The organism is Bacillus canaveralius, assembly GCF_002860125.1.
Taxonomy (GTDB): domain Bacteria; phylum Bacillota; class Bacilli; order Bacillales; family Cytobacillaceae; genus Bacillus_BJ; species Bacillus_BJ canaveralius.
In genome coordinates this window covers 95,666-117,434 of the sequence record NZ_PGVA01000004.1, presented here as the reverse complement: position 1 = coordinate 117,434, position 21,769 = coordinate 95,666, and the positions used below count along the sequence as shown (strand labels likewise).

Below are 21,769 nucleotides of genomic sequence, written 5' to 3'. Positions count from 1 at the left end.
TTATTTACTTCTCCTTCTTTATCGACAATTTTTTTGTATATTTTTTTTCGAAAAACTCCATAATAGTTATTACGCAATTAACATGGTGATTTGTGTACCTTTCCATAATCGCAAAATCCCTCTATTGGGCTATAGCCAAGCGGTAAGGCAACGGACTTTGACTCCGTCATGCGTTGGTTCGAATCCAGCTAGCCCAGTTTTATTAATACGGCTATCAATTGGAGTATTAATTAAAGTTTAATAAGGCAAATCAATAGTTAATTCACTCATCACATCTTCCGCTTTCTTCGAAGTTCCAGCAAATAAACCTCTATTATACACAATGTATACTTTTTATATAATAATGTATAATATTTACTCCTAAACTAGCTCTGTAAATGTGAACATTTTCTAAACATATAGTGTTTACAGTGTTAACCTCATTCCAATGCTACGAGCGCTGTATTATAATGGAACTAATTTAAACCTCCGCTTCGGGGGCTTATCCATCCCGCGGATGGGTAGTGGAGCGAATCAAATTTTACGGGCGGTAATGCGTGCTCGGGGAAAATGACGGACTTGCCGCCCATTAAGGGAAAAAAATCTGACTGAGGTGAGCTTTGATGGAACAAACATTAAGAGTTACAAATGTTTTATCCGATCCAACAAGGTATTATATTTATCAATACATTACAAAGTGGCACAGAGAAGTGACAGTCCAGGAAATTGCCGACGAATTTGACATCCACCCTAATGTAGCAAGACTCCATTTATCAAAGCTTGAAGATGTGAATATGCTAGTTTCCGAGACAAAGAAAACGGGGAAAGGCGGACGGCCGAGCAGATTATATCGTTTAAGTGACGATGTGATCCAACTCCATTTTCCGTTCCGTGACTACCAGCTCCTTTCAAAAATTGCTCTGCAAACGATGCTTAACCTCGGTGAAGAAGGGAAAAAAGCCCTGTATTTGACAGGGAAGCAATTTGGAACCGAATTGATTGAACAGGAAACAGCAAGAAACTCCCATTCCAGTGAAGAGCTCAGCTTCGACCAGAAAGTAAATATACTGAAGAGTGCTTCAACGATGGCTGGATTTTATCCAGAACTGGAAGCTGGCGAGGACAAAACAAAAATTTACTTTCAAATATTTAACTGTCCGTTTAAGGAGGTTGCCGTTGAGCATACTGAGGCGGTCTGCAATATGCATTACGAATTTTTAAAAGGAATGTTTGAATCTTTGTTTGAATCCGTTGATCTTGTGGAAAAAGAAAACATGCTTTCCGGCTGTGAATCATGCACCTACCAGGCATTCGTCACCAACTAACTACAATCCGATATTTACAATTTGCTTGCATTTATTTTATAATATTGTAATGATGGGACTTGTAGGGTAAAGGAGGGATACATATGGATCGTATGTACAGAGTGTTAGGATTCTGGACGGGTATATTTGCAGTTATGTTTTATTTAGGTGACATGTATGCGATGTCCTTAATTTTCTTTGGTCAAACAGGATTTTTCGTACTTTTAAGTTATTTAAAGCTTTCCGAGCGCATGTATATTTATGTTTTTGGTGCCTATTTAACAATTTTCTTCGCCGGCTTTACCTACTGGACGACCTTTATGATGACGCCGGGTGCTGGCGGCCATTAAATGTGAATACGAAAAAAGCGCTGGCAAGCTTGGCGCTTTTTTTGTGCCAAAAAATCATAACCCGTCCGCACGATTCCATATGCCCGCTATGAAAGCCTTTCAATTAGAATCCTTTCTTCCGGAAAATCAAGCCCCTTTGCCTGGGCAATTACATGAAAAGCAGCACTCATCCCATCAGGCATAATCAGGCTGCGGATCGCCCTGTTCCGCTTACTTGTAGCAGAGAATGGGTTTGGGTCAAAATGGTCGCGAAGCACGTCCAATATGCCGGCAGAAAGCAGAAATTCGTCCTGTCTCAGCTTTGCGATAAACTTCAGGTTCCTCTCATTGCCTTGTTTAATCAACGCATCGAAGTGAACATGGCTTGTAATATCCATCTCACCGGGCCTTTCCAAAACATTATCGACCATTTGATGCTGAAAATAACCCCTCAGGCTGCCTTTTCTCCTTGATGGTTCCTCCCACTCCTCATTTGTATAACCATAATCAACAGTGACCACAATACCTTTTTCCAATGTTTTCGCGATTGCTGAAACGACTTCCGCCATCTGAAGGGGAATTTCAATTCGCTGGCCTTCCTGAAGTTCGAGGTCATATTCGTTTAGAAACGTTGTGATTTGTGAATTTTGCAAAGGGACTGCTAGTTCAATTAGCTTTCCGGTTGATTCCGCAACCATGATTTCGGAAAATTTGCCGTCTTTTTTTTCGATTACATGCACTGGCAATGCATCGTATAACTCATTTGAAAAAATCATTCCAGAGAATGGCTCTATTTCGTCAAGAGCGCTGATTTGCTGACAAACCGGCCCAAGCTCAATTAGTTCCTGCTGGATGCTTCGATGATATGGGCTGGTTTCCACAATAAAATAAGTGAGTGGTGTGTCAGTCAACTTCTTCCACTCATCGATGAATGCTGTGGCAAATCTTCCATTCCCTGCTCCAAGTTCACAAACCTTCGCTGGCAAGTTAATCTCCTTTACAATCTCACTGTACCATTTCGCCACTGCCCTTCCGTACACGTCGGATATATTGCTCGAGGTGATAAAATCTCCGCCCGTACCGATTTTTTTTCCTTCTTTCATATAGTAGCCGAGTTCCGGATGGTACAATGCTGTTGAAATATAGTCAGCATATGTAATCATTTTTGAAGAAGTTGAAAAAATCATATTTTTTAGATAATTTAACAACATCATTACTCCTTTATTATGTTTTCACCATTGACATAGTGTTATCTTTATTATATTGTAAGATTAGTAGCTTAAACTTATCCCCTCCCATTATGAATAGAACATCCCCCAGAAAACCCCTTCTCTTCTTTGAGAAGGGGTTTTCTTTGTCTAGTCTTAAAACCCGTTAAGAAACGGGTTTCCGTCCATTTCAGCGCCAATTGTCGTTGTCGGCCCATGGCCTGGCAGGACTGCGGTTTCTTCAGGCAATGTTAACAAGTGGTCATGAATGCTTTTAATGAGCTGATCATGATTTCCTCCGGGGAGGTCAGTGCGGCCGATGCTGCCATTAAATAAGGCATCTCCTGCTGCAACGAAGTCTGCTTCCTTAAAATAAATGGAAATACTTCCAGGTGAATGACCGGGTGTCTCGAACACCTGAAAATTAAAATCACCGATCGTTCGTTCATTTGCTGCAGCAAGAAAATGGTCTGCCGCTTTTGCACGGATTTTTCCAGCCATAAAAAACTCAGAGCCATTTAAAGTCGGATCGCCAAGCCAGTTCGCTTCTTTTTCATGAACATAGACGGGAATATCAAACATTTCTCTAACCGCATCTACGGCACCAATATGATCAAAGTGGGCATGTGTTAGCAAAACAGCCTGAGGCTTCAATTCTTCCGCCTCAATTGCGCTGAACAGCTTCCCGGCTTCTTCACCAGGGTCAATGATTAAACATGATTTACGGTCAGTATAAATGATGTAGCAATTCGTTTGCAGCGGGCCAAGCGGTATTTGAATCCATTTCACAATTAAACCCTCCATTTGCTGTTTATGCTAATATTATTTTACACTATCTGAAAATAAGGAGGAAGGAGATCGGCATGATTATTCATTATGGTGTTGAAGCAAATCATCTTATTGGACACGTCCCTGAATTTATTGAGCTGGTGCGGCTTGAAACAAGCCCGGCGGATGAGCATGACTCAATATTTATTTATCGGTCAACTGATGCATGTACTCTTGCCAAAAACCTTCTGATTGAAGGTGAGCTTTATGAAGATGTCCATATGCTCATTCTGCTGACAAACGCAACGACCGAGGATGTCTTTCCCGATTATGGCTTTGTCAGCAAGAAACAAAATCATTACTTATTTAAAAGCATGGTAAGCTGTTTCCTGATTATCAATGGTGATAAAATAGCAATAGAAATGGCCCAACTGCAGATGGAAGAACACCTAGTTGCCAGAACAAAAACAAATGACGTTGAACTGTTTTTTATTACTTTGCATGACCAGGAATTGATCGGCAGAATTGCAAAAGCGTATAACATAGAAGTGTCATTTTTAGATCTCGACAAACCCATTGAAAAATTATAAAATAAATACGAATGTATAAAAAAACCGTTACATACAGGTAATTGAAACCTGAACGAAAAAAGGCTTACCGCGGCTTTAAAGTGAAGGAGGTTTTATTATGGGACTTGTTATTATTTTTGCTTTAGTTACACTCCTGGCAGGTTACGCCAGCTACACTTCTCTTAAGAACAAAAATCTGCTCGGATTATTTTTCGCGCTTGGAACGTTCGTTGTATTTGGCTGGTTTTCGATTATGACGGTCATCCACCATGGTTTTCCAACTGCGCACTAAGCAAAAGCTTTATAAAAAGGATTGCCCGTTTATTACAGGCAATCCTTTTTTATATAGTTAGAAATTCCCTTCACTTTCGAGCAGGGCCTCGACTCTTTTTACCTTCTCTTCCATGCGTCTTTCTATATCCCGTCTATCATCAATGCGAATATTTGTGGCTACCCGGGCAAGCCCTTTCGCAAAGGGGGCTTCGTGCATCGCCTGAATCACTTCAAATAAATCAGCAAGTTCCCCCTCAATAATCGTATTCATTGGGGTCAGCTGGTATCTGATTTTCCCTGTTGTTTCATATCTTTGTAATACCTTTTGAATGTCTGCAACATACTCACTGACACTGGGAGAATCGGTTCCGATCGGGATAACGGTTACATCTGCAATTGCCAATTTGATCACCTCACTGCTTTTTACTCATCTTTTCATAAGAGAGAAAAAATCTCAAGTCAAACGTCGGTTTTGGTTAACGGAATGACCTTCTTTGCGTTCAAAATAAGCAGCTTTTCCAGCTGGTAGCCGACAAGACACATCATCCCGTCCGGGGAACAACTGATAGGCTCATTATCCATCCCCTGAAAATAAATGGTTTCATCTCCGCTTTTCAGATCATGGGAAACGAGCTGAAATCCGCTTGCATAATTGTCCGCTTCACCACTTGAGAGCGGTCGGAATGTAATAAAGCGCCGTGCTGTCTCCATAAAGTCAAAATGGGGGACAAGCCAGCCTGAAAACGTTGATAAGTGTGGAAAACTGATGGAGGCTACTTTCTTTAAATCATTTGATAAAAAGGTATAAATGGCCTGATCCGGCTTCTCCCTGTTTACTGATACCGTGATTAACAAATTCTTGAATGTCGAAACTTCTATGATATTTTCAAATAAAGCGGTCTCCCCGGGTTTGTCGATTTCTTTTTTAACAAGTGGAGCAAGCAGTCCGGGATTATTTTCATCCCAGTCCAGAAACACAAGCTCTTTCTTGTTCAGCCAATGAGCAAACGGTTCCGGCAAATTCACCTTTGTTAGCTCGCCGCCTGAGACATTTAATAAATAAGTACTGTAGGTCCAGTCCTCGGCGAAAGACGATACAAGAATAGCATTTTCATCATATGGATTCCATTCAAGGGCAAGCTCAAATGATTCTATCTGCTTGGAAAACGTTTCTTTTCCAGAACGATCGAGGACAGTGATGACTCCTGCATATGTTGAAGGTGCTGAATGAATCAGGAACTGACGCTTTGATGGACTAATGTGGACATCAACAATCGGGCTCCGGCTTTCATATAGCAGGCTGCTCTCACCTGATCTTAAATTATATGTAAAGACGTTGGATCCCTGGCTAAGATTTGTTGTAAACAGCACCGTTTCATTATCAATCCATCCATTGACTCTATTGAAGGCGCCGTCGGGTATTTTAATAGGAGTAATCGCTTGTTCATCCCAAAAGGTTGGGGCTGGAGGGTTTTTGCCGATATCCTTTTCCTCTATATCCGAATGGGGTTCTGATTCTTTTTCCTGTGAACAGGAAGATAATATCGTTGTGAAAATGATGATGCAAAACAAAAAAATAAAATTATAATATTTTTTTCTCGTTGTCTTCCTTTTCCCCATTCCCACACCGCCTTTATCAGTTAGTAATCAGTACGTTACAGAACCGTGAATGTTACAGATTTTGAAAAATGTTAAAAGAAAAAAAGCCGGCTATCGGCTTTTTCCTAGATCGTTTCATGATCATAGACCGCTTTCACAATTATGTTAATGATAATAGGCGAAAAATACAAGCTATTTCTGGAAATAATAGTGGATTTTCACATATACAGGGCCGCCAGAAATATACCGAGCGCGTCTGTATAGATTTCGTCAAAATGGGATAATGGCAGCGGGTTTATCCCTTTACCAAGCTCAATCGTAAATCCAGGCCGGCGAAAATCCTGAATAAACCAGTCTTTATAGCCAGCATGGCTGTCGACATATTGAACTTTTCTGTAACCGCTTACCCTCGCGAATTCATTTGCGATTATCCCAGACTCCAGAGGTTCGAGCCCTTCATATCCCCAATAAAATTCCTTCCCTTGTGTATGAAAAGCAAGCAGACGATCAAAAGATCTGGTTCTGGCGAGTTCTGCCATCACAACCGCTTCCGGTTCAGTTAACGGGGCAACCCCGGGATAATCTCTCGGCGCCGGTGATTTCGGTTTTCGTGTTTTTTCGATTTCCCAGTTTGCCGGGAATTGATTATTTAAATCAACACCGCGAAGATTTGCTTTCCAGCCAGTAAAGTCCGTGCTCCCCCTGTTTATTTCGATCACTCTTGCCCGCACTTCCTCAGGGGGCCCTGTTACGACCAGATCAACACCGTCAGGATTGACCATTGGTACGATGGACAGATCAACACTGTTGTACAAGTTCATGGTAGTAACGCCTTGGACCGGATTCATATTCGTTAAAGACAGCAGATAGGTGTTTAGAAAACTCATTAATATAGCGGTTGTAATCCATTCATTAGCATGAAAGGAGGCATTTATATGGACTTTACGCCTGCCGCGGCCAAGTCTAATTTCCTGGATCGGCTTTCCCAATACGCTTGAACCGATCGTATTTATGATCATAAACGGATAAACATTCAGCAATTTTTCTATGTCCGTGGCTAATGTATTAAAGTCGTATGGTTTCTTCCCGAACACAATTGGCTCAGTTAACCTTCTCGGCAAAAAGACCGTCTGCCCAATCGTAAGAACATTTGGATTTACAGTTTGGTTTAAAAGGAGCAAAGCATCTACTGACAAATTCCTCGCAGCTGCCAATCGCCAGAAAGTGTCCCCTCTTCTTACTGAATATGTGACTGCAGTAAACCCGGGAATATTGATTTCCTGCCCAATTTGTAAAGAGGTTGCTGTAGCCAGGTTATTTGAATCGACAATCAAGTTCAGCGGCATGCGAAATAGCTGGCTATAATACCAGAGGGAATCCCCCGCGCGGACGCGAACTTTCACTGTTTTTTCACCCCTTCCATTACACCATAATTTATGATCGAAAGGCTTTTAAAATGACTGCCGATGGCCGGGATTTCTCAACATTGAAGCAACTTACCTGAGCCTCTAAATGGATAGCAGCCAGATTTTTCTGCAGAAAAAGGGCCTGCATCCGATTAATAAGATACAGGCCTCGATTTTATTCGTTGTTTTCTTTCAATCCACTATCTTCACTTCGATAATTCTCATTCTCATAGAAGCGAAGCAAGTCACCGTAAATAATTTTATCAGAGTATTCAAGTTCGTTCTTCGCTTTTTCCATGTAAGGCTCACACGCATTTTGGTCTGCTGCCGGCTCGCCAGTACTCTTGTCATAGCAAGTTTCCCGAGTGTATACATGGTCTTTCGTGATAAAGCTGCCATCACGCAGTACAGTGAATTCCATCCGGTCTGCCGAGAACAAATCTGCCCCAAACTGAATATCCTTTTTCGTATCAATGCCGAGAAGGTGCAGAATTGTTGGCTTCAAGTCGATTTGACCTGATACAGTCGAGATCGTTTTTCCTTCTTGACCAGGAATATGGATGATTAAAGGAACACGCTGCAATTGGGTGCTGACAAACGGTGTGACCTCTGTTCCTAAAAATTCGGTCATCGCCTTATTATGGTTTTCAGAAATTCCATAGTGGTCGCCATAAAGGATAATAACTGAATCTTCATAGAGCCCATCATCCTTTAATTTCTGGACGAAGTTCTTAATCGCTTCATCCGTATAACGGACTGTAGGGAAATAATTGTCTACCGTATTATTACCTGACGTATAAGGCTGAATAAATTTATCTTCTTCCCCCAATTCGAAAGGGTGATGGTTCGTCAGTGTGATGAATTTTGAATAGAACGGCTTCGGCATATCCTTTAAATGCTGGACAGACTGCTCAAGGAAATCAATATCCTTCAAGCCCCAGCCGACAGAGTTTTCCTCTCTGATGTCATAATCGATCATTGAATAAAAACGGTCATAGCCAAGGGAATCATACATAATGTCCCGATTCCAGAAGCTTTTATTGTTTGCGTGCAGTGTGGCCGTATAATAGCCGTTATTGCCGAGAATTTCCGGTGTGGCCGTAAACTCGTTTCCGGAATGTGTAAAGAAAACTGCACCACGGCTTAACGGATAAAGGGAGTTATCCAAAAGAAACTCTGAATCTGACGTTTTCCCCTGGGCCGTTTGGTGATAAAAATTATCGAAGTAATAGCTCTCTCCGATAAAATCATTGAGAAACGGTGTAATCTCTTCTCCATTTACCGTTTCGTTGATCACAAAGTTTTGCATCGATTCCATTGAGATTGCAATTACATTTTTGCCTTTCGCAATCCCGAACATGTCATCTTTAGGCTCCTTATAGTTGGCATGGACATAATTGTCGATGTCGACTAATTCACTGCCGTCAGCAAGAGCACGCTGTGCAGACGATTTCGATTGCAAAAACATGTCATAAAGATGGTAATTGTAAGTACCGATATTTTTGACAAGAATTTCACGGTCAAAGGTTCGTGTCAGCAGCTGTGGCCGTTCCGTTTCGGCAAGGCCCAGATTAAAAAAGGCTATCGCAATCGAGACAAGAAAAAACACGCGGCGGTTCACCTTTGAATATTCCTTAACCATGATGAATTTCGGCTTAAATTTAATGAGCAGAGCCAAAATAACAAAGTCTGCAAAATAAAGTAAATCACTTACATAAAGCAATTCATTGACACTGCTTCCCAAATCGCTCATATTGCTTGTTTGGAACAGTACAGGGACCGTTAAAAAGTCATTAAAGAAACGGTAAAATACTACGTTGGCAAACAACACAAACGAAATGAAAAAGCTGGAAATTAAGATGTAGCGGTTTCTGTTCTTTTCCTTCATAAATAAGCTGATTCCGAAAATAAATAACAGGAAGCTTAGCGGATTGATAAATAAGATAAACTCCTGCTTCCAGTTTTCAATTTTAATATCAAAGCTAGTTTTATAGACGATATAGGTTTTAAGCCAAAGCAGCACCGTCGCAATCGCAATCAACGATATCTTTGACCAGTTAAATTTTCGCATTCTGTTTTAACCCTCCCTGTTACATGCACAGATATGGAATGTTACATTTGTTTTTACAAAATAAGGATTTACTGTGAAGTAACCAAACATAATCTTAATACTTTTTTTACAAAAAATCAAATGCCATTTTAAACTAATATTATAGAATTATATATTAAGCTCTCTTTTCATACCCAAATCATTAGACGTTTGAAACACAAAAAAGTTTCACGTTTGTCCAATTTCAGAAAATTGAAACTTTATTCACGGCTGTCTGCAGTCTGCCTGACGCGTGTCTTACCTGTGGTTTGGATGAAAAAAAGGAACTTTGGACTATCCAGCCAAAATTCCCGAGCTCTTCTACAATAAGACGCGAATATTAATCGATTTTATTTTTGACAAGCCAGGCGGCCCCGATAACCCCGGCGTCATTTCCCAACGTTGCGAGGGCTAATTGCGTTGATTTAGCGATCCGGGGAAAGGCATGGTTTACAAAGTGCTTCTGGACGGAATTGAGCAAAATGTCTCCGGCCTTTGAAACACCGCCGCCAAGCACGATCTTTTCCGGGTTCAATGTATTGGCAATGCTGGCTAACACTAGTCCGAGATGAAAAGCAACCTCGGCGACAACTTCTTCAGCAAGCGGATCCTGTTTAGTGGCTGCCTCAAAAACATCTTTTGCCGTAATCTCCCCATTGCGGGTAAAGATATCAACAAGCTCGCCCTTGTCTTCTGCGCCTTTAAGCTTTTCAGAAGCAAGCCGGACAATTCCTGTCGCGGATGCTACGGTCTCGAGGCATCCTGTTTTTCCACAGTTACAAGGAGCTCCTCCGGTGATAACGGACGTAATATGGCCAATTTCTCCTGCTGCCCCGTTAACGCCCTGGACGATGTCACCATTTGCAATCACGCCGCCGCCAACACCGGTACCAAGAGTGACGCACACGAGATCCTTCGCCCCGTTCCCGGCCCCTTTCCACATTTCCCCCAGTGCTGCACAGTTTGCATCATTATCTATGACTGCAGGAAGGGAAGTTTCCACTTCAAGTAAATCCTTTAACGGATATTCGTTTTTCCAACCGAGATTAACCGCCTCATAGATGACGCCGGTTGTTAAATTGACCGGGCCTGGAGCGCCCATCCCAATGCCGAGAAGCTTTTCTTTCGGCTGGTCAAGCTCAACCAGTTTCTGATCAATCGCTTTTGCGATATTTGTCGTTATATTTTTCCCGCCATTTGCGATGTCGGTTGAAATTTCCCATTTATGTATAATTTCACCGTAAAGATTGATAAAAGCAAGTTTAGTGGTAGTTCCACCCAGGTCAACACCCGCGATCCATTTTTCTGACATCCTCTTCACCTTTTCTTTTAGCGATTTTTTCGTTTATCATTTTCTCTTCAATAAGAAGACTTTTTAATGGCAAAATTTTTACGTAACTGGACCAAACCGGTTACCGGTCAGGGTCTTTTGGATGCAACATGCGCGGCCGCCTGTCTTTCAAAGGAATAGGTGCACGGACCAGTACTTCACGAAATGCCCGTGCGTTGAATGGAATGAATGGCCATAAATATGGAACCCCAAACGATTGCAATCGCGCCAGGATAATAATGAAGAGTGTAGCACCAATTGCAAATCCGTAAGCACCAAACATAGCTGTTGCCAGCATGAGGATAATGCGGACAATGCGGTTTGCAAGGCCCATCTCATAGCTTGGGGTCGCGAATGTACCGATTGCAACAATAGCGAGATAAAGGATCACTTCGTTTATAAATAGCCCGACTTCAATCGCAACTTCACCGATCATTAGCGCTGCTACCAGTCCCAGAGCGGTCGCCAATGATGATGGTGTATGAATCGCCGCCATTCGCAGCAAATCGATTCCCACTTCAGCGAGTAAAAATTGTAACAGGAGCGGAACCTGGCCCTCTTCATTCGGACCTATAAAAGAGAGATTTTCAGGCAGCAACTCCGGATTTGCAGCGAACAGGTACCAGAGAGGCAACAGAAAGATTGAAGCCCATACAGCTATAAAGCGGACCAATCTTAAATAGGCTCCAATCAGCGGTTTATTTCGATACTCCTCGGCATGCTGGAGATGATGCCAGAAAGTAGTTGGCGTAATAATTACACTTGGTGAGCCATCAACTATCAGGATTACATGTCCTTCATATAAATGGGCTGCTGCAGTATCCGGGCGCTCAGTGTAACGGACCATCGGATATGGATTCCAATGCCGTCCCGCTATGAATTCTTCAATCGTTTTCTCCGCCATCGGCAATGCATCAGTGTCGATTTTTGACAAGGAAGCTTTCAGTTTTTTAACGGTGTCCGGATCGGCAATATCCTCTATATAGCAGATCGCCGTATCTGTTTTAGAACGACGGCCGATTTGCATGTACTCCATTCTTAGCGTGCGGTCCCTGACCCTTCTTCTTGTTAATGCGGTATTAAAAACAATTGTTTCGACAAATCCATCTCTTGAACCCCTGACCACTCTTTCAATATCTGGTTCCTCAGGTCCCCGAACCGGATACGTACGGGCGTCAATCATGATCACCTTATCGACGCCGTCGACCAACAGTGCCGTCGGTCCCGCCAAAACGGTATCGACCGCTGAATTAAGATCATCGGTCGTTTCCACTTCTATATAGGGAATATACTTTTTGAGGAGCTGTTCCAATGGTTCATTTTCAAGCTGTTCCTTTTCAAGTTTCGCCAGCTGCCCCATGATGAAATGCAGAATTGTATCCTTTACCAGTCCGTCTATCAGATAAAACGCCATCTTCCTCTCAGCGTATTCAACATCAATCTGGATCACGTCGAAACTTTTACCGACTCCCAGCTCTTTCCGCATAAAGGCAATATTTTCGTCTATTCGTTCATTCACCGGTACTTTTGGTCTTAAATCCATACTTCACCTCTAAAAACAGTATCCAACAAATCCAAAGTTTTCCTTATTGATACTTCCATCCTTGACATGTATCAGAAAAAACATACGCGTCAGCATTTCTTCCGATAGCTTCACATATATTTTTCTTGTAAAGGACAACCAATCAACCCGGTAGATAAATGAGGTGGTTTTTATGAAAAGAAAGGGTCAGATTCCGCTTTTTGCTTTTTTAATAATGACGGCTTCCTTATTCTTTTTGCTTCGTCCGATAAAACTATTTTTTAGGCATCAAAAAAGGATGGAACTATCATTGATCCAACTGATAGTTCCATGCCTTTGATTTTGATTGCAAAAGATAAATCTCATTTATTGGCTGCTTTTGAAACAGCTGACGGGGAACCCGTTATCCTCCGGCAGCGGATTCAGGATAATCGTTAATCCTTTTTAATAACTGTTGATATTCCTCGTTGGATGGTTTGATTTTCACTGCATTTTCTGCATGGGTTTGTGCTTCTTGAACTTTTCGTTCTGTAAATAAGACCCATGCTAAATAATAATGAGCCTCATCGAAGCGTGACTCCTTTTCAATCGTTTCGAACAAATGGCCTTTCGCCTCGTCATTCATTCCCAGTTTTAATTCTGTAAAGGCCAGTGCATACAAAAATTGGGCTGAACGATTTTCACTTTCTGGATAGTTTAAAAGTGTTTTATATGTCTGATCGTATTGTTGCGATTCGGCATATTTCCCTGCAAGTGAGAGCACCAATTGTTCATCCCTTGTTCTTGCTGTTTCTTCATATCCGTAATTTAACAGCCATCGGATCGAGCCAATACTTAAAATTAAAAATAGCAGCTGCAGTAAAAGTTTTTTCTTTTCCGGAAAATGAACGACACCCGCTGCTAAAAAGCCGCCAGCAAGACCACCGATGTGACCGGCGTTATCAATTCCCGGAATAGCAAATCCCAATCCAAGATTGATTGCGATCACAACAATGACATTCATGCCCATCGTCCGAAAAAATAGCTTTGGATGAATGAGCCCGAAATAAAGGAGAGCGCCAAAGCAGCCGAAAATGGCTCCGCTTGCCCCGGCAGATAGGCTCGGGCTGAATGCGAAGCTGGCAAGCGACCCGGTAAACCCTGCAAATAAGTAAATCACAACAAACCGTATGTTGCCGTAAATCCTTTCTATCAATGGGCCGAGATAGAAAAGAGCGAGCGTATTCATGAATAAATGAAGGATGCCGATATGAAGGACAATCGGTGTGAAAAACCGCCACCATTCGCCTGCAATGATGTGCGGATTGGACTTCGCACCATATTCTATAAGCGTTGCAGTGTTTGTACTACCTCCATTCAATTCAAGAATAAGGAACATCATCACTTGAATAGCGATAAAAATGTAGGAGAAGAACGGTCTTCCGTACTCAAAAACGGCTTTTTCTTTTTTGGCCTTATTTACAGCCTCGGTCAATGCCGCTTGCTTAACCGCCTCGACGTCCTGTTCCGTATATTCCCCATTGGCAGTGAATGAAATTGAATCGTGAAAATATTGTCCAACAGCTTCGAGTGCCGAAAGCCCGTTCGCCCGGTCGATGATATGGGTTGAGACCATGGTCTTCGGTAAATCCGGGTGTGAATACGGCTTCTCAATATGAAACGAATAATCATCTACAGGGGGATATGGGGTTACATAAATATTAACAACCTTCAATTCACGGTGGCGAAGCTGCTTGCGAATCCTTTCCCCATTCGTCGCCGTTAATTCAATATCGCGTTGCAGCCAATTTCCCCAATCAAGATTGTATCTCACAAGTCTGATGATTTGCGCCTGTTTTTGTTCAGTTTTTTCAAGCCAAAGCTCGGTTTGCTCATTGGATAGCTGAACGATCCGGTAATGTTGCTTGGAAATGAAATAAAGAGCGAGTCTCCAAAATAAATAATCTTCCCGAAAGCTCAATTTTCCCCCTACTTTCTTTGTTTCAGCACGGGCCCTGATAAAACTTATTTTATCGTATAAATACAAATCGTATATTCCGTTTTTAAGAAAATCATAAGGGTATGTGTAACAATTCTGATTACTTTTTTTCTGAAAAAAGACCTGCATCGGTCTTTTCATTTACCGCCGGCAGGTCCTGAGAATACGGTTTGCATCATTTTGTTTTTGACTCCCGGAATACTCATCAGGGAAGCAACGAAAAACCTTCGGCCTATTGGACTTCGCATCGCCGAATTGACTAACTTATAACGATTTTTAAACACAAAATAACCTGCGGTTCCAATTAAAAAAATTGAAGACATTATCCTGATCATAAACATCCCTCCTTGCACTAGTTTGAGGAATAACCGCTTTTTTTATCCGCGCTGAAATCGCCGGCACTTTAGAAGAACATGGCTATTCATGAACAAGGCCAATGGTCCCTTCAATTAACTTTTCCTTTTATAGACAGGGTCCATTGCCTTTTTCAGCACATCAACAGAATGGGTGAATTTCTCATTCTCCTCTTCGGTCAAATCAAGTTCAACAATTTCTCTTATTCCGGTTCGATTGACAACGGCCGGAACGCCAATATAAATATCTTTATGCCCGTATTCGCCGTGCAAATAAGCGGAAACCGTTAAAACAGAGTTTTCATTTTGTAAAATAGCCTTAGTAAGCCGGACCAGGCTCATCGCAATACCATAATAAGTGGCACCCTTTCGCTGGATGATGTGGTATGCAGCATCACGCACATTGATAAATAAATCCTCTAGATCATCACTGCGAATCTCGGCATGGCTCTCAATCCAATCGGAGACAGATCTGCCTGCAATATCAGCATGGCTCCAGACCGGAAGCTCTGTGTCACCATGCTCACCAATAATATACGCATGAACATTTCGGGTATCAACGTGAAAATATTCGCCAAGCAGAAAACGGAAGCGCGCAGTATCCAGGAGCGTTCCAGACCCGATTACCCGTTCCTTTGGAAGCCCTGAAAATTTCCAAACCGCATAGGTTAAAATGTCAACCGGATTGGTCGCGACGAGAAAGATTCCGTCAAAACCATTCTTCATAACCTGTTCGACAATCGATTGAAAAATCCGCGTGTTCTTTTCAACAAGGTCAAGCCTCGTTTCTCCCGGCTTCTGGTTTGCTCCGGCACATAGAACGACCAGGTCGGCGTTGCGGCAATCAGAATAATCTCCATACCATATTTTCGTCGGGGATGGGGCAAATGCCATTCCGTGGTTAAGATCCATCGCATCCCCCTCAGATTTTTCCTTATTTAAATCTATTAAGACAAGCTCTTCGGTAACCCCTTGATTCAAAAGAGCGAAAGCATAGCTGGACCCGACAGATCCAGTTCCGATAAGCGCTACCCGGTTTACTCCTTTTTGCATACCATTACCCCTTTGTTTACATATTTATCAATGACCTGTATACAGTGATATGAACTGGACTGTACATCGTACTTTAATCTATTTTCACCAATTGCTGGCAGTGTAAACGCGTCTTTACTCCATTTGGCTGCGAACCCACTAATATAAGAGCATTCCCGCTGCCGCCGCGATCAAACATGATAAAAAGTTGACGGCGTCATTATCAAATAGCCGAAAGCCCTTAATAAGCTGCGCCTGTTTGCCGCAATGGCTGTTTTTTTCGATCACTGAGCGGCAGTGAGTACACTGATAAGCTGCTTGAAGATATGCGCCTAAGAGAGTATCGATAAGATTCCCTGTGAACCCCAGTAAGAAAACCAACAAGGCAAGGGTAAAATCAAATTGAAATAAACATGCAGCTAAAATGGCAATCAGCAGAGAGCCGCACAAAGCAGCTACCGTCCCCTTAACGGTAACAGCACCTGAGGTCCCTTTCTCAACCCGCTGGAAATTCCTGATCAGCACCGGCTGGGTTTTACTGAGTGAGCCGATTTCAGACGCCCATGTATCGGCATTAGCGGCGGCAAAAGCGATTGAAAGACCGACGATCCAGACTGGATCATGCGTGTAATAATGAACCAAGGCCAAACATGCCGGAATGCCTCCGTTCGCAAGTACTTGTTTCCAATCTCTCCTGGAACCCTTTTCGTGTTTGTCGGCAAAAGCTTTCTCTCCGGCCCGATATTTTGACCATAAACTTGAACTGACAAAAAAGGCCCCCAACAAGATTAATCCTTCCAGACCAGTTCCCGCAGCAATGGCAATGCCGGTCAGGACAGAGGCCAGTGCCCCGCTTTTTGATAATGAATGAGATAAAAAAGCGAGGATAGCAGCGGCAACAACGAACAACGCTAAAATCACTGTATTACTCATCGGCAACAATTACTGCTGTCTCAGTAATAATTTTTGCAACAGGTATATCGTGTTCCTCAACTGGAAGTTCTTCGAACAGTTGCGCTTGAAACGCGAGTGATATTGCCCCGCCATGATAATCGGCTAAAAATCGATCATAATAACCACCGCCAAAGCCAATTCTAAAACCGCTCCGGTCGAATGCAAGGCCCGGGACAATTACTAAATCGATGCTTTCGGCATCAACTGCAGTTGTCAGCTCCTCAACAGGCTCGTATAATCCGAAAAACACTGTTTCCAGATCGGTAAAGCTTTCGATCGTGCGGAAGATTAATTGCTTTTGCGCCGGAATACATTTCGGCACAACGACACGCTTGCCAAGCTCCCAAGCTTTTCGAATGATTTGATATGTATCAACCTCTGGAAAATTTGATATCGTTACACCAATCGTCTTCGCTGCCCGCCAGCTCCTATCTTGATACAGCTGTGTCGCGATCCGATACGATTTATCCTCATATAATGGTTTGTTCAGAATAGCGAGCTGCTCTTTTACTATTTTCCGAATCTCATTTTTCCTGTTCATGAACACACACCCCCTGTTTATAAAGCTGTACAAAAAGAAAACCCGCTCGATAACAGCGGGTTTTTTAATCAGGAAGCACGGATTAAAAATGGGCTCCCTGTTTTCTCGTTGAATTTAAAATGCTCAGTCTCGCCGCTGACTTTCTATAACGTAAAAGTCGATTTTTTTATACAAAAAAACAGCAGGAATAACTCCCACTGCTTATTTTGTTTCGCGGTGTAAAGTAACACGTTTCAATCTTGGGCTATATTTCTTTAGCTCAAGACGGTCCGGGTTATTTCGTTTATTTTTTGTAGTGATATAGTTGCGATCACCAGTCTCTGTGCAAGCTAATGTAATGTTTACACGCATGTTATTTCCCTCCAAACTATGTGTAACTAGTTCGTGCATACGACTTTTCTATAATAGCATTATTTGCAGGGAAATGCTAGTCTATTTTTTAAAACTGCCTGATTTAAATAAAACAGCTCGTCCTGTGACGATCCTTTCATCATCCATGCATTGGCTGTGACTGTCTGCCTGGCTGCCAATTTCAAAGAAAGGGAGAAAATGCTGACTGCCAATCCTTTTGCCATCGGCTGATAGCGGAGCCGTCCTTTTTCAGCGCAGCTCCAAAAAGCTTCTGAACCAATATTCCAGAGTGGCTGGACAGTCGACTCCTCCATTGGTTCACCGTTATAGTGACCGTTTATTAAAAAAACATGGTCTTCGGTCAGATGAAAAATTACTTTTTTTACGGGGGAAATAAATGTAACATGGTCTTTTGTTGCATTTTCATAAGAATGCATCATGAGAACTTTGATTTCGGTTGGCTCGAGAGAATGATTTGTTACATACATATCATAAAAACGAATTTTAGAGTGGGGATGGTGTCTGTTCATTTTAATTGAAAGCAATTGTTCTGGTATAAGCTTTTCATAACCGCTATCTACCCAATACATCTTTCCGTTTACCCAAATCCCCGGCTTAGCTTTAAGTTGTTCCGTTTCCCTATATTCTGCTGGCACGTTTCCTCGAAAGAATGGACCATCTTTTGTTTTCATGTTTACACCTTTTATGTTTTTATTTTTTTACTAGAAATGTGATCATATCTTTCAGATCAATGAACAACTAGATTCTAAAGTTTAAAAGGGCTTCGTCAAAAACCCGCTTTGTTTCCTCGGCGATCCGGTTCCAGCTAAATAAGCTTTCAACCATTTTTCTGCCTTGTTCGCCAATTTCAAATGCCTTTTGCTCATTTTCAAGAAGCCATTCTGCTTGTTGGATCAGGTTCTCAGAGCTGCCCGGATCCATCAGCAAGCCAGTTTTACCATGCTGGACAAATCCTTTCAAACCACCTGTTTCTGAAACAATCACCGGCTTTCCAAAGCTCATTGCTTCAAGGGCAACAATCCCAAACGGCTCGTACAGGCTCGGAAAGATGGTGATCGAACATTCTGCCATTAGCGCGTTCCGTTGCTCGTCATTAATAAAACCGAGTAAATACACAAAATTTTCGAGTTGATAATCTTTTACCATTTTTCGATAAACCTCAAGCATCGGACCTTTGCCTGCAATAATAAAGTAAATATCTTCCTCAAGGTGTCTCATTTTGCTGGCGGCTTCAATTAGTGTTTCAAATCCTTTTTCAGCCACCATTCTCCCAATCGAGAAAATAAGTTTTTTATCATGGCAGATTGGAAGCCCGTTCAATCCTGAACTATCAGTGTCTGTACGGGGTGCTTTCTCGATCCCGTTGGCAATGACAGATATCTTTGCCGAATTCGTCCCAAAAATAAGGCCAAGTTCTTCTTTCATAAATTCACTGCAGACAATAACATGGTCCGATACATCAAGCAGTTTTGTTTCTTTTCTGTGAATCGACCGCTGCATTTCGGTATAAATGCCATTGTTGCGCCCATGCTCGGTTGCATGGATCGTCACTACTAAAGGAAGCTTCAGCAACTTTTTCAGAGCGGCGGCAGCACTGCCGGTTAGCCAATCATGGGCATGAATAACATCGAAATGGAAGAGTGATGAGAGTTCGGCTGCTTTTGAAGCGATTGCTACATTTAAGCCTCCCATCCACGCCAGGAAATCACTGTCTTTTTCGTTATATGCTGTTACCCTGTGGACATATACACCTTCCATTAATTCGAAGCGGACCAAACCATCAGCCATTGCAGTGATCACATGCACTTCGTAATCCTGCTTTGCGAGGCTGACCGACAATCCATGCACATGCCTTGCGAGGCCCCCGACAATATTGGGGGGATACTCCCACGTTAACATGAGAATTTTACACTTTTGATTGCGCATTTGATGCCCTTTTTCCGGTTTCACTTCATTTATCCATGTATCAACAGATAGGGAGGTTAACACAGCTGGCGGAAACCCTTGTGGGAGTTCGAAGCGATTGCCAATTGCCCCTGTCAAAAGAGCTGATTTTAATTGCTTGTAGTTGAAAATATGCTTATCAGCATCTGCTTTATTGAAGTGCTTCTTGCTTGCTATTTGCCCGGTTAATAAAGTCCATTCAACAATCATTTGTTTCATGACCGTTTTCTGATCGCTGGTCCCCTCAATCTTACCAGCTAATTGTTCAAGCTCTTTTTCAATTAAAAAGCTTTCTTCAAAATAAGGAAGAAGTCTTTCCTCCACCAGCTGTTCGGATTGGCCAAAAGGCAATGCCGAGGTGCTCAGGTGGATTTGTTCAGGCTCTTTCTGAACAACACCTGCCTGCTGCCAGCAAATGATTTTTTCATCGGCAAGATCGGTAATTTGCCCGATATAGTTGGCAAGATCGCTTGTAAAAAAAGTGAGTTCGAACGCGGTTGACAATATCGGCGGGTTGCTGTTAGAAGCCAACTCGTTTACTTTCCTGCCGATCTCCATCGACAGGTCATCGATGATAAGTTCACTGATTGGAAAAACCGTCAGTCCTCTTGGAGTCTGAACCGGCTCAGCTCCTGCGGCCTTCGGGAGCGGGTCCCCATACTTTATCGCATGTTCATGTAGATAACTAAACTGGAACCCTTCATTCAGTAAATACAAATCCAGCCCCGGCGTGTATGCACATTGCGGAAACCAGAATCCTTTCGGCTTTACATGGAAGTAATCCTCGAGAATCGAAAGCCCCTCGTTTATTTGTGACTTCATGCCGGCCGGTGTAGAAATAAATGGCAGCAATGCCCCTGTCGCCGGGCTGGCAAGTAACTCAAGCTTTCCATCCTTTATCAGCTGACGAATTGGTACAGATATCCGATATTCCCAGTTTGCCCATGCTTTAAGAATATGTTGATGTTCGTCATTTTTTTCTAAATATTCCGTCAACGCTTGTCGAAAAACAGGCTGATCGGCCAGTTCATAATAAACAGCTGGTAAAGCTAGCTGGAATACTGCATCATGGCTGCATGTTTGCAAATAGTCAAGAAAGCGAATTAGTTCTGCAGAAAACTTATAGGCTGGTACTTGCTGTGCTTCTAAGCAACTCTCAATATCTAGATAGGAAAAGTCTGAGTATAAGACAAGCTGAAAATTCACTTTTGTCATTCCCTCTCCTCTTTTCTAATCGTTTTCTCATAATAGCTGTAGGTGCTGACATGTTCAATCCAATTAGGAGGAGAATCATATTTTTCCATAAATGTTGTAATGTCCTTCAATAATTTTCCGCTCTGTTGTGCCGAAGTTCTTGTCATATGAATCGAATTAGATCGCAACAAAGGGAAAAATTTCGTTCCAGACAGTTTCACGCCAAGTTCTATACAGTAAGAACGATTTGGTTTCAGCCCTTTAAAAGTCCAGTTTTGCACATCTTCCGCGATCATGATTTCATGGTGTCCATGTGCATTATGTCCATTAAAAATAATTGAAGTGATATCATACAGGCGCAGCACTGTTGAAAGATCGCGATAATCCTGATCAAAGTATTGTTGGACGAGGTTCTTTATAAAGCGAGAAAGTCTCCAAAAGGCATAAACTTTGTCAGCAGAAACGCTCCACAAAACAAGCTCGTCTTGCGTTGTAAGAGGAGCAGAATCACCCAGCCCTGAAAAGCCGTTTCCAGCTCTGACGTCGATTTGCTCCGGTCTGGATACGATGCCAGTCCGCAAACCTTTACGTTCTTCATTTATATATTTTTTCCACTGGTATTGGACCCTACCGACAGTTGAGCCAAGCTCGAGGGCTATTTTACGAAACGAAAGCCCGTTCCTGCGAAGCTTTATAATTTCCTCAATCATTGCAGCACCTCATTTCGTTATGACTAAAACGGATAATATATTCATGAACGCTTCTGAATGATGACCAAAAGGATTACTTTCATGTTAGCATTGAAAGGAAAAGCCCACAATAAACGCATTTTGTCGGATCTTGTATAAAACCTGGATGAGTGCAGTGGAACTGATGTAAAACCTGCAATTTTTTTTAGGAATCTTTCATGACTAACAGATGTTCCGACAACGGCCGTTTTTTAATCTTCTTTTTCCGACAATCCTTTTTCTGAAAAATTATTGATGCGAATAACATCGAAATTTGCTGTTTCTAATGGTAAAATA

At 42.2% G+C, this 21,769-nt stretch carries 21 protein-coding genes and 1 tRNA gene; 5 read left to right on the top strand and 17 right to left on the bottom strand.

Going from position 1 to position 21,769, the window contains the following annotated elements; all coding sequences use genetic code 11:
- The first annotated feature begins 125 nt into the window (after window positions 1–125).
- From CU635_RS02705 to CU635_RS02695, 3 genes are all read left to right on the top strand, one after another.
- Window positions 126–197 (top strand) — tRNA-Gln (locus tag CU635_RS02705).
- Window positions 198–602: 405 nt separating this feature from the next.
- Window positions 603–1,304 (top strand): helix-turn-helix transcriptional regulator, encoded by a 702-nt coding sequence (locus tag CU635_RS02700; RefSeq protein WP_101575627.1) that lies wholly within the window; start codon window positions 603–605, stop codon window positions 1,302–1,304.
- Window positions 1,305–1,387: 83 nt separating this feature from the next.
- Complete coding sequence (locus CU635_RS02695; protein WP_101575626.1) at window positions 1,388–1,633, top strand: DUF2626 domain-containing protein; 246 nt, start codon at window positions 1,388–1,390, stop codon at window positions 1,631–1,633.
- 86 nt (window positions 1,634–1,719) lie between these two features.
- Here the strand turns inward: CU635_RS02695 and CU635_RS02690 are convergent, their stop codons facing one another.
- Both CU635_RS02690 and CU635_RS02685 read right to left on the bottom strand, forming a co-directional pair.
- Window positions 1,720–2,820 carry a class I SAM-dependent methyltransferase gene (locus tag CU635_RS02690; RefSeq protein ID WP_101575625.1) on the bottom strand — a complete coding sequence of 367 codons (1,101 nt, stop codon included), beginning with the start codon at window positions 2,818–2,820 and terminating at the stop codon, window positions 1,720–1,722.
- Between the two features lie 156 nt (window positions 2,821–2,976).
- Window positions 2,977–3,609, bottom strand: a complete 633-nt coding sequence (locus tag CU635_RS02685) for an MBL fold metallo-hydrolase (RefSeq protein WP_101575624.1) — start codon at window positions 3,607–3,609, stop codon at window positions 2,977–2,979.
- Window positions 3,610–3,683: 74 nt separating this feature from the next.
- Here CU635_RS02685 and CU635_RS02680 point away from each other — a divergent pair, with 74 nt between their 5' ends.
- Window positions 3,684–4,178, top strand: a complete 495-nt coding sequence (locus tag CU635_RS02680; RefSeq protein ID WP_101575623.1) for a hypothetical protein — start codon at window positions 3,684–3,686, stop codon at window positions 4,176–4,178.
- Between the two features lie 97 nt (window positions 4,179–4,275).
- Complete coding sequence (locus CU635_RS02675) at window positions 4,276–4,449, top strand: DUF2759 domain-containing protein (RefSeq protein WP_101575622.1); 174 nt, start codon at window positions 4,276–4,278, stop codon at window positions 4,447–4,449.
- Window positions 4,450–4,506: 57 nt separating this feature from the next.
- Here the strand turns inward: CU635_RS02675 and CU635_RS02670 are convergent, their stop codons facing one another.
- From CU635_RS02670 to CU635_RS02600, 15 genes are all read right to left on the bottom strand, one after another.
- On the bottom strand, window positions 4,507–4,833 hold the full coding sequence (locus tag CU635_RS02670; RefSeq protein WP_101575621.1) for an MTH1187 family thiamine-binding protein: 327 nt from the start codon (window positions 4,831–4,833) through the stop codon (window positions 4,507–4,509).
- A 56-nt stretch (window positions 4,834–4,889) separates the two neighbouring features.
- On the bottom strand, window positions 4,890–6,050 hold the full coding sequence (locus tag CU635_RS02665) for a YqgU-like beta propeller domain-containing protein (RefSeq protein WP_101575620.1): 1,161 nt from the start codon (window positions 6,048–6,050) through the stop codon (window positions 4,890–4,892).
- Window positions 6,051–6,247: 197 nt separating this feature from the next.
- The gene (locus tag CU635_RS02660) at window positions 6,248–7,432 is read right to left on the bottom strand and encodes a M14 family metallopeptidase (protein ID WP_101575619.1); all 1,185 of its coding nucleotides are present in this window, start codon (window positions 7,430–7,432) and stop codon (window positions 6,248–6,250) included.
- Between the two features lie 178 nt (window positions 7,433–7,610).
- A complete protein-coding gene (locus CU635_RS02655; RefSeq protein WP_101575618.1) occupies window positions 7,611–9,506 on the bottom strand; it encodes an LTA synthase family protein in 1,896 nt (631 codons plus the stop codon).
- 358 nt (window positions 9,507–9,864) lie between these two features.
- On the bottom strand, window positions 9,865–10,836 hold the full coding sequence (locus CU635_RS02650) for an ROK family glucokinase (protein ID WP_101575617.1): 972 nt from the start codon (window positions 10,834–10,836) through the stop codon (window positions 9,865–9,867).
- 100 nt (window positions 10,837–10,936) lie between these two features.
- The gene (locus CU635_RS02645; protein WP_373270853.1) at window positions 10,937–12,340 is read right to left on the bottom strand and encodes a spore germination protein; all 1,404 of its coding nucleotides are present in this window, start codon (window positions 12,338–12,340) and stop codon (window positions 10,937–10,939) included.
- A gap of 439 nt (window positions 12,341–12,779) precedes the next feature.
- Window positions 12,780–14,336, bottom strand: coding sequence for a rhomboid family protein (locus CU635_RS02640; protein ID WP_101575821.1), 1,557 nt, complete (start codon window positions 14,334–14,336; stop codon window positions 12,780–12,782).
- A 155-nt stretch (window positions 14,337–14,491) separates the two neighbouring features.
- Window positions 14,492–14,689 carry a hypothetical protein gene (locus CU635_RS02635; RefSeq protein WP_101575615.1) on the bottom strand — a complete coding sequence of 66 codons (198 nt, stop codon included), beginning with the start codon at window positions 14,687–14,689 and terminating at the stop codon, window positions 14,492–14,494.
- Window positions 14,690–14,803: 114 nt separating this feature from the next.
- Window positions 14,804–15,760, bottom strand: a complete 957-nt coding sequence (locus CU635_RS02630; protein ID WP_101575614.1) for an L-lactate dehydrogenase — start codon at window positions 15,758–15,760, stop codon at window positions 14,804–14,806.
- Between the two features lie 138 nt (window positions 15,761–15,898).
- Window positions 15,899–16,672 carry a DUF92 domain-containing protein gene (locus CU635_RS02625; RefSeq protein ID WP_101575613.1) on the bottom strand — a complete coding sequence of 258 codons (774 nt, stop codon included), beginning with the start codon at window positions 16,670–16,672 and terminating at the stop codon, window positions 15,899–15,901.
- Window positions 16,665–17,234 (bottom strand): 5-formyltetrahydrofolate cyclo-ligase, encoded by a 570-nt coding sequence (locus tag CU635_RS02620; RefSeq protein WP_180956484.1) that lies wholly within the window; start codon window positions 17,232–17,234, stop codon window positions 16,665–16,667. The genes CU635_RS02625 and CU635_RS02620 overlap by 8 nt, the downstream gene beginning before the upstream one ends.
- Window positions 17,235–17,435: 201 nt before the next feature.
- A complete protein-coding gene (gene rpmG, locus CU635_RS02615) occupies window positions 17,436–17,585 on the bottom strand; it encodes a 50S ribosomal protein L33 (protein ID WP_101575611.1) in 150 nt (49 codons plus the stop codon).
- A gap of 59 nt (window positions 17,586–17,644) precedes the next feature.
- Window positions 17,645–18,277 (bottom strand): hypothetical protein, encoded by a 633-nt coding sequence (locus CU635_RS02610; protein WP_101575610.1) that lies wholly within the window; start codon window positions 18,275–18,277, stop codon window positions 17,645–17,647.
- Between the two features lie 67 nt (window positions 18,278–18,344).
- Window positions 18,345–20,765: a glycosyltransferase gene (locus tag CU635_RS02605; RefSeq protein WP_101575609.1), complete on the bottom strand. Its 2,421-nt coding sequence runs from the start codon at window positions 20,763–20,765 to the stop codon at window positions 18,345–18,347.
- Window positions 20,762–21,454, bottom strand: a complete 693-nt coding sequence (locus CU635_RS02600) for a DUF4912 domain-containing protein (RefSeq protein ID WP_101575608.1) — start codon at window positions 21,452–21,454, stop codon at window positions 20,762–20,764. Before CU635_RS02600 ends, CU635_RS02605 begins: the two co-directional genes overlap by 4 nt.
- Window positions 21,455–21,769 lie beyond the last annotated feature (315 nt).

Coding starts and splice junctions, on each gene's coding strand:
- CU635_RS02700 (WP_101575627.1), top strand. CDS start 603: ATGGAACAAACATTAAGAGTTACAAATGTTTTATCCGATCCAACAAGG.
- CU635_RS02695 (WP_101575626.1), top strand. CDS start 1,388: ATGGATCGTATGTACAGAGTGTTAGGATTCTGGACGGGTATATTTGCA.
- CU635_RS02680 (WP_101575623.1), top strand. CDS start 3,684: ATGATTATTCATTATGGTGTTGAAGCAAATCATCTTATTGGACACGTC.
- CU635_RS02675 (WP_101575622.1), top strand. CDS start 4,276: ATGGGACTTGTTATTATTTTTGCTTTAGTTACACTCCTGGCAGGTTAC.
- CU635_RS02665 (WP_101575620.1), bottom strand. CDS start 6,050: ATGGGGAAAAGGAAGACAACGAGAAAAAAATATTATAATTTTATTTTT.
- CU635_RS02655 (WP_101575618.1), bottom strand. CDS start 9,506: ATGCGAAAATTTAACTGGTCAAAGATATCGTTGATTGCGATTGCGACG.
- CU635_RS02650 (WP_101575617.1), bottom strand. CDS start 10,836: ATGTCAGAAAAATGGATCGCGGGTGTTGACCTGGGTGGAACTACCACT.
- CU635_RS02645 (WP_373270853.1), bottom strand. CDS start 12,340: ATGCGGAAAGAGCTGGGAGTCGGTAAAAGTTTCGACGTGATCCAGATT.
- CU635_RS02635 (WP_101575615.1), bottom strand. CDS start 14,689: ATGATCAGGATAATGTCTTCAATTTTTTTAATTGGAACCGCAGGTTAT.
- CU635_RS02630 (WP_101575614.1), bottom strand. CDS start 15,760: ATGCAAAAAGGAGTAAACCGGGTAGCGCTTATCGGAACTGGATCTGTC.
- CU635_RS02625 (WP_101575613.1), bottom strand. CDS start 16,672: ATGAGTAATACAGTGATTTTAGCGTTGTTCGTTGTTGCCGCTGCTATC.
- CU635_RS02620 (WP_180956484.1), bottom strand. CDS start 17,234: ATGAACAGGAAAAATGAGATTCGGAAAATAGTAAAAGAGCAGCTCGCT.
- rpmG (WP_101575611.1), bottom strand. CDS start 17,585: ATGCGTGTAAACATTACATTAGCTTGCACAGAGACTGGTGATCGCAAC.
- CU635_RS02610 (WP_101575610.1), bottom strand. CDS start 18,277: ATGAAAACAAAAGATGGTCCATTCTTTCGAGGAAACGTGCCAGCAGAA.
- CU635_RS02605 (WP_101575609.1), bottom strand. CDS start 20,765: ATGACAAAAGTGAATTTTCAGCTTGTCTTATACTCAGACTTTTCCTAT.
- CU635_RS02600 (WP_101575608.1), bottom strand. CDS start 21,454: ATGATTGAGGAAATTATAAAGCTTCGCAGGAACGGGCTTTCGTTTCGT.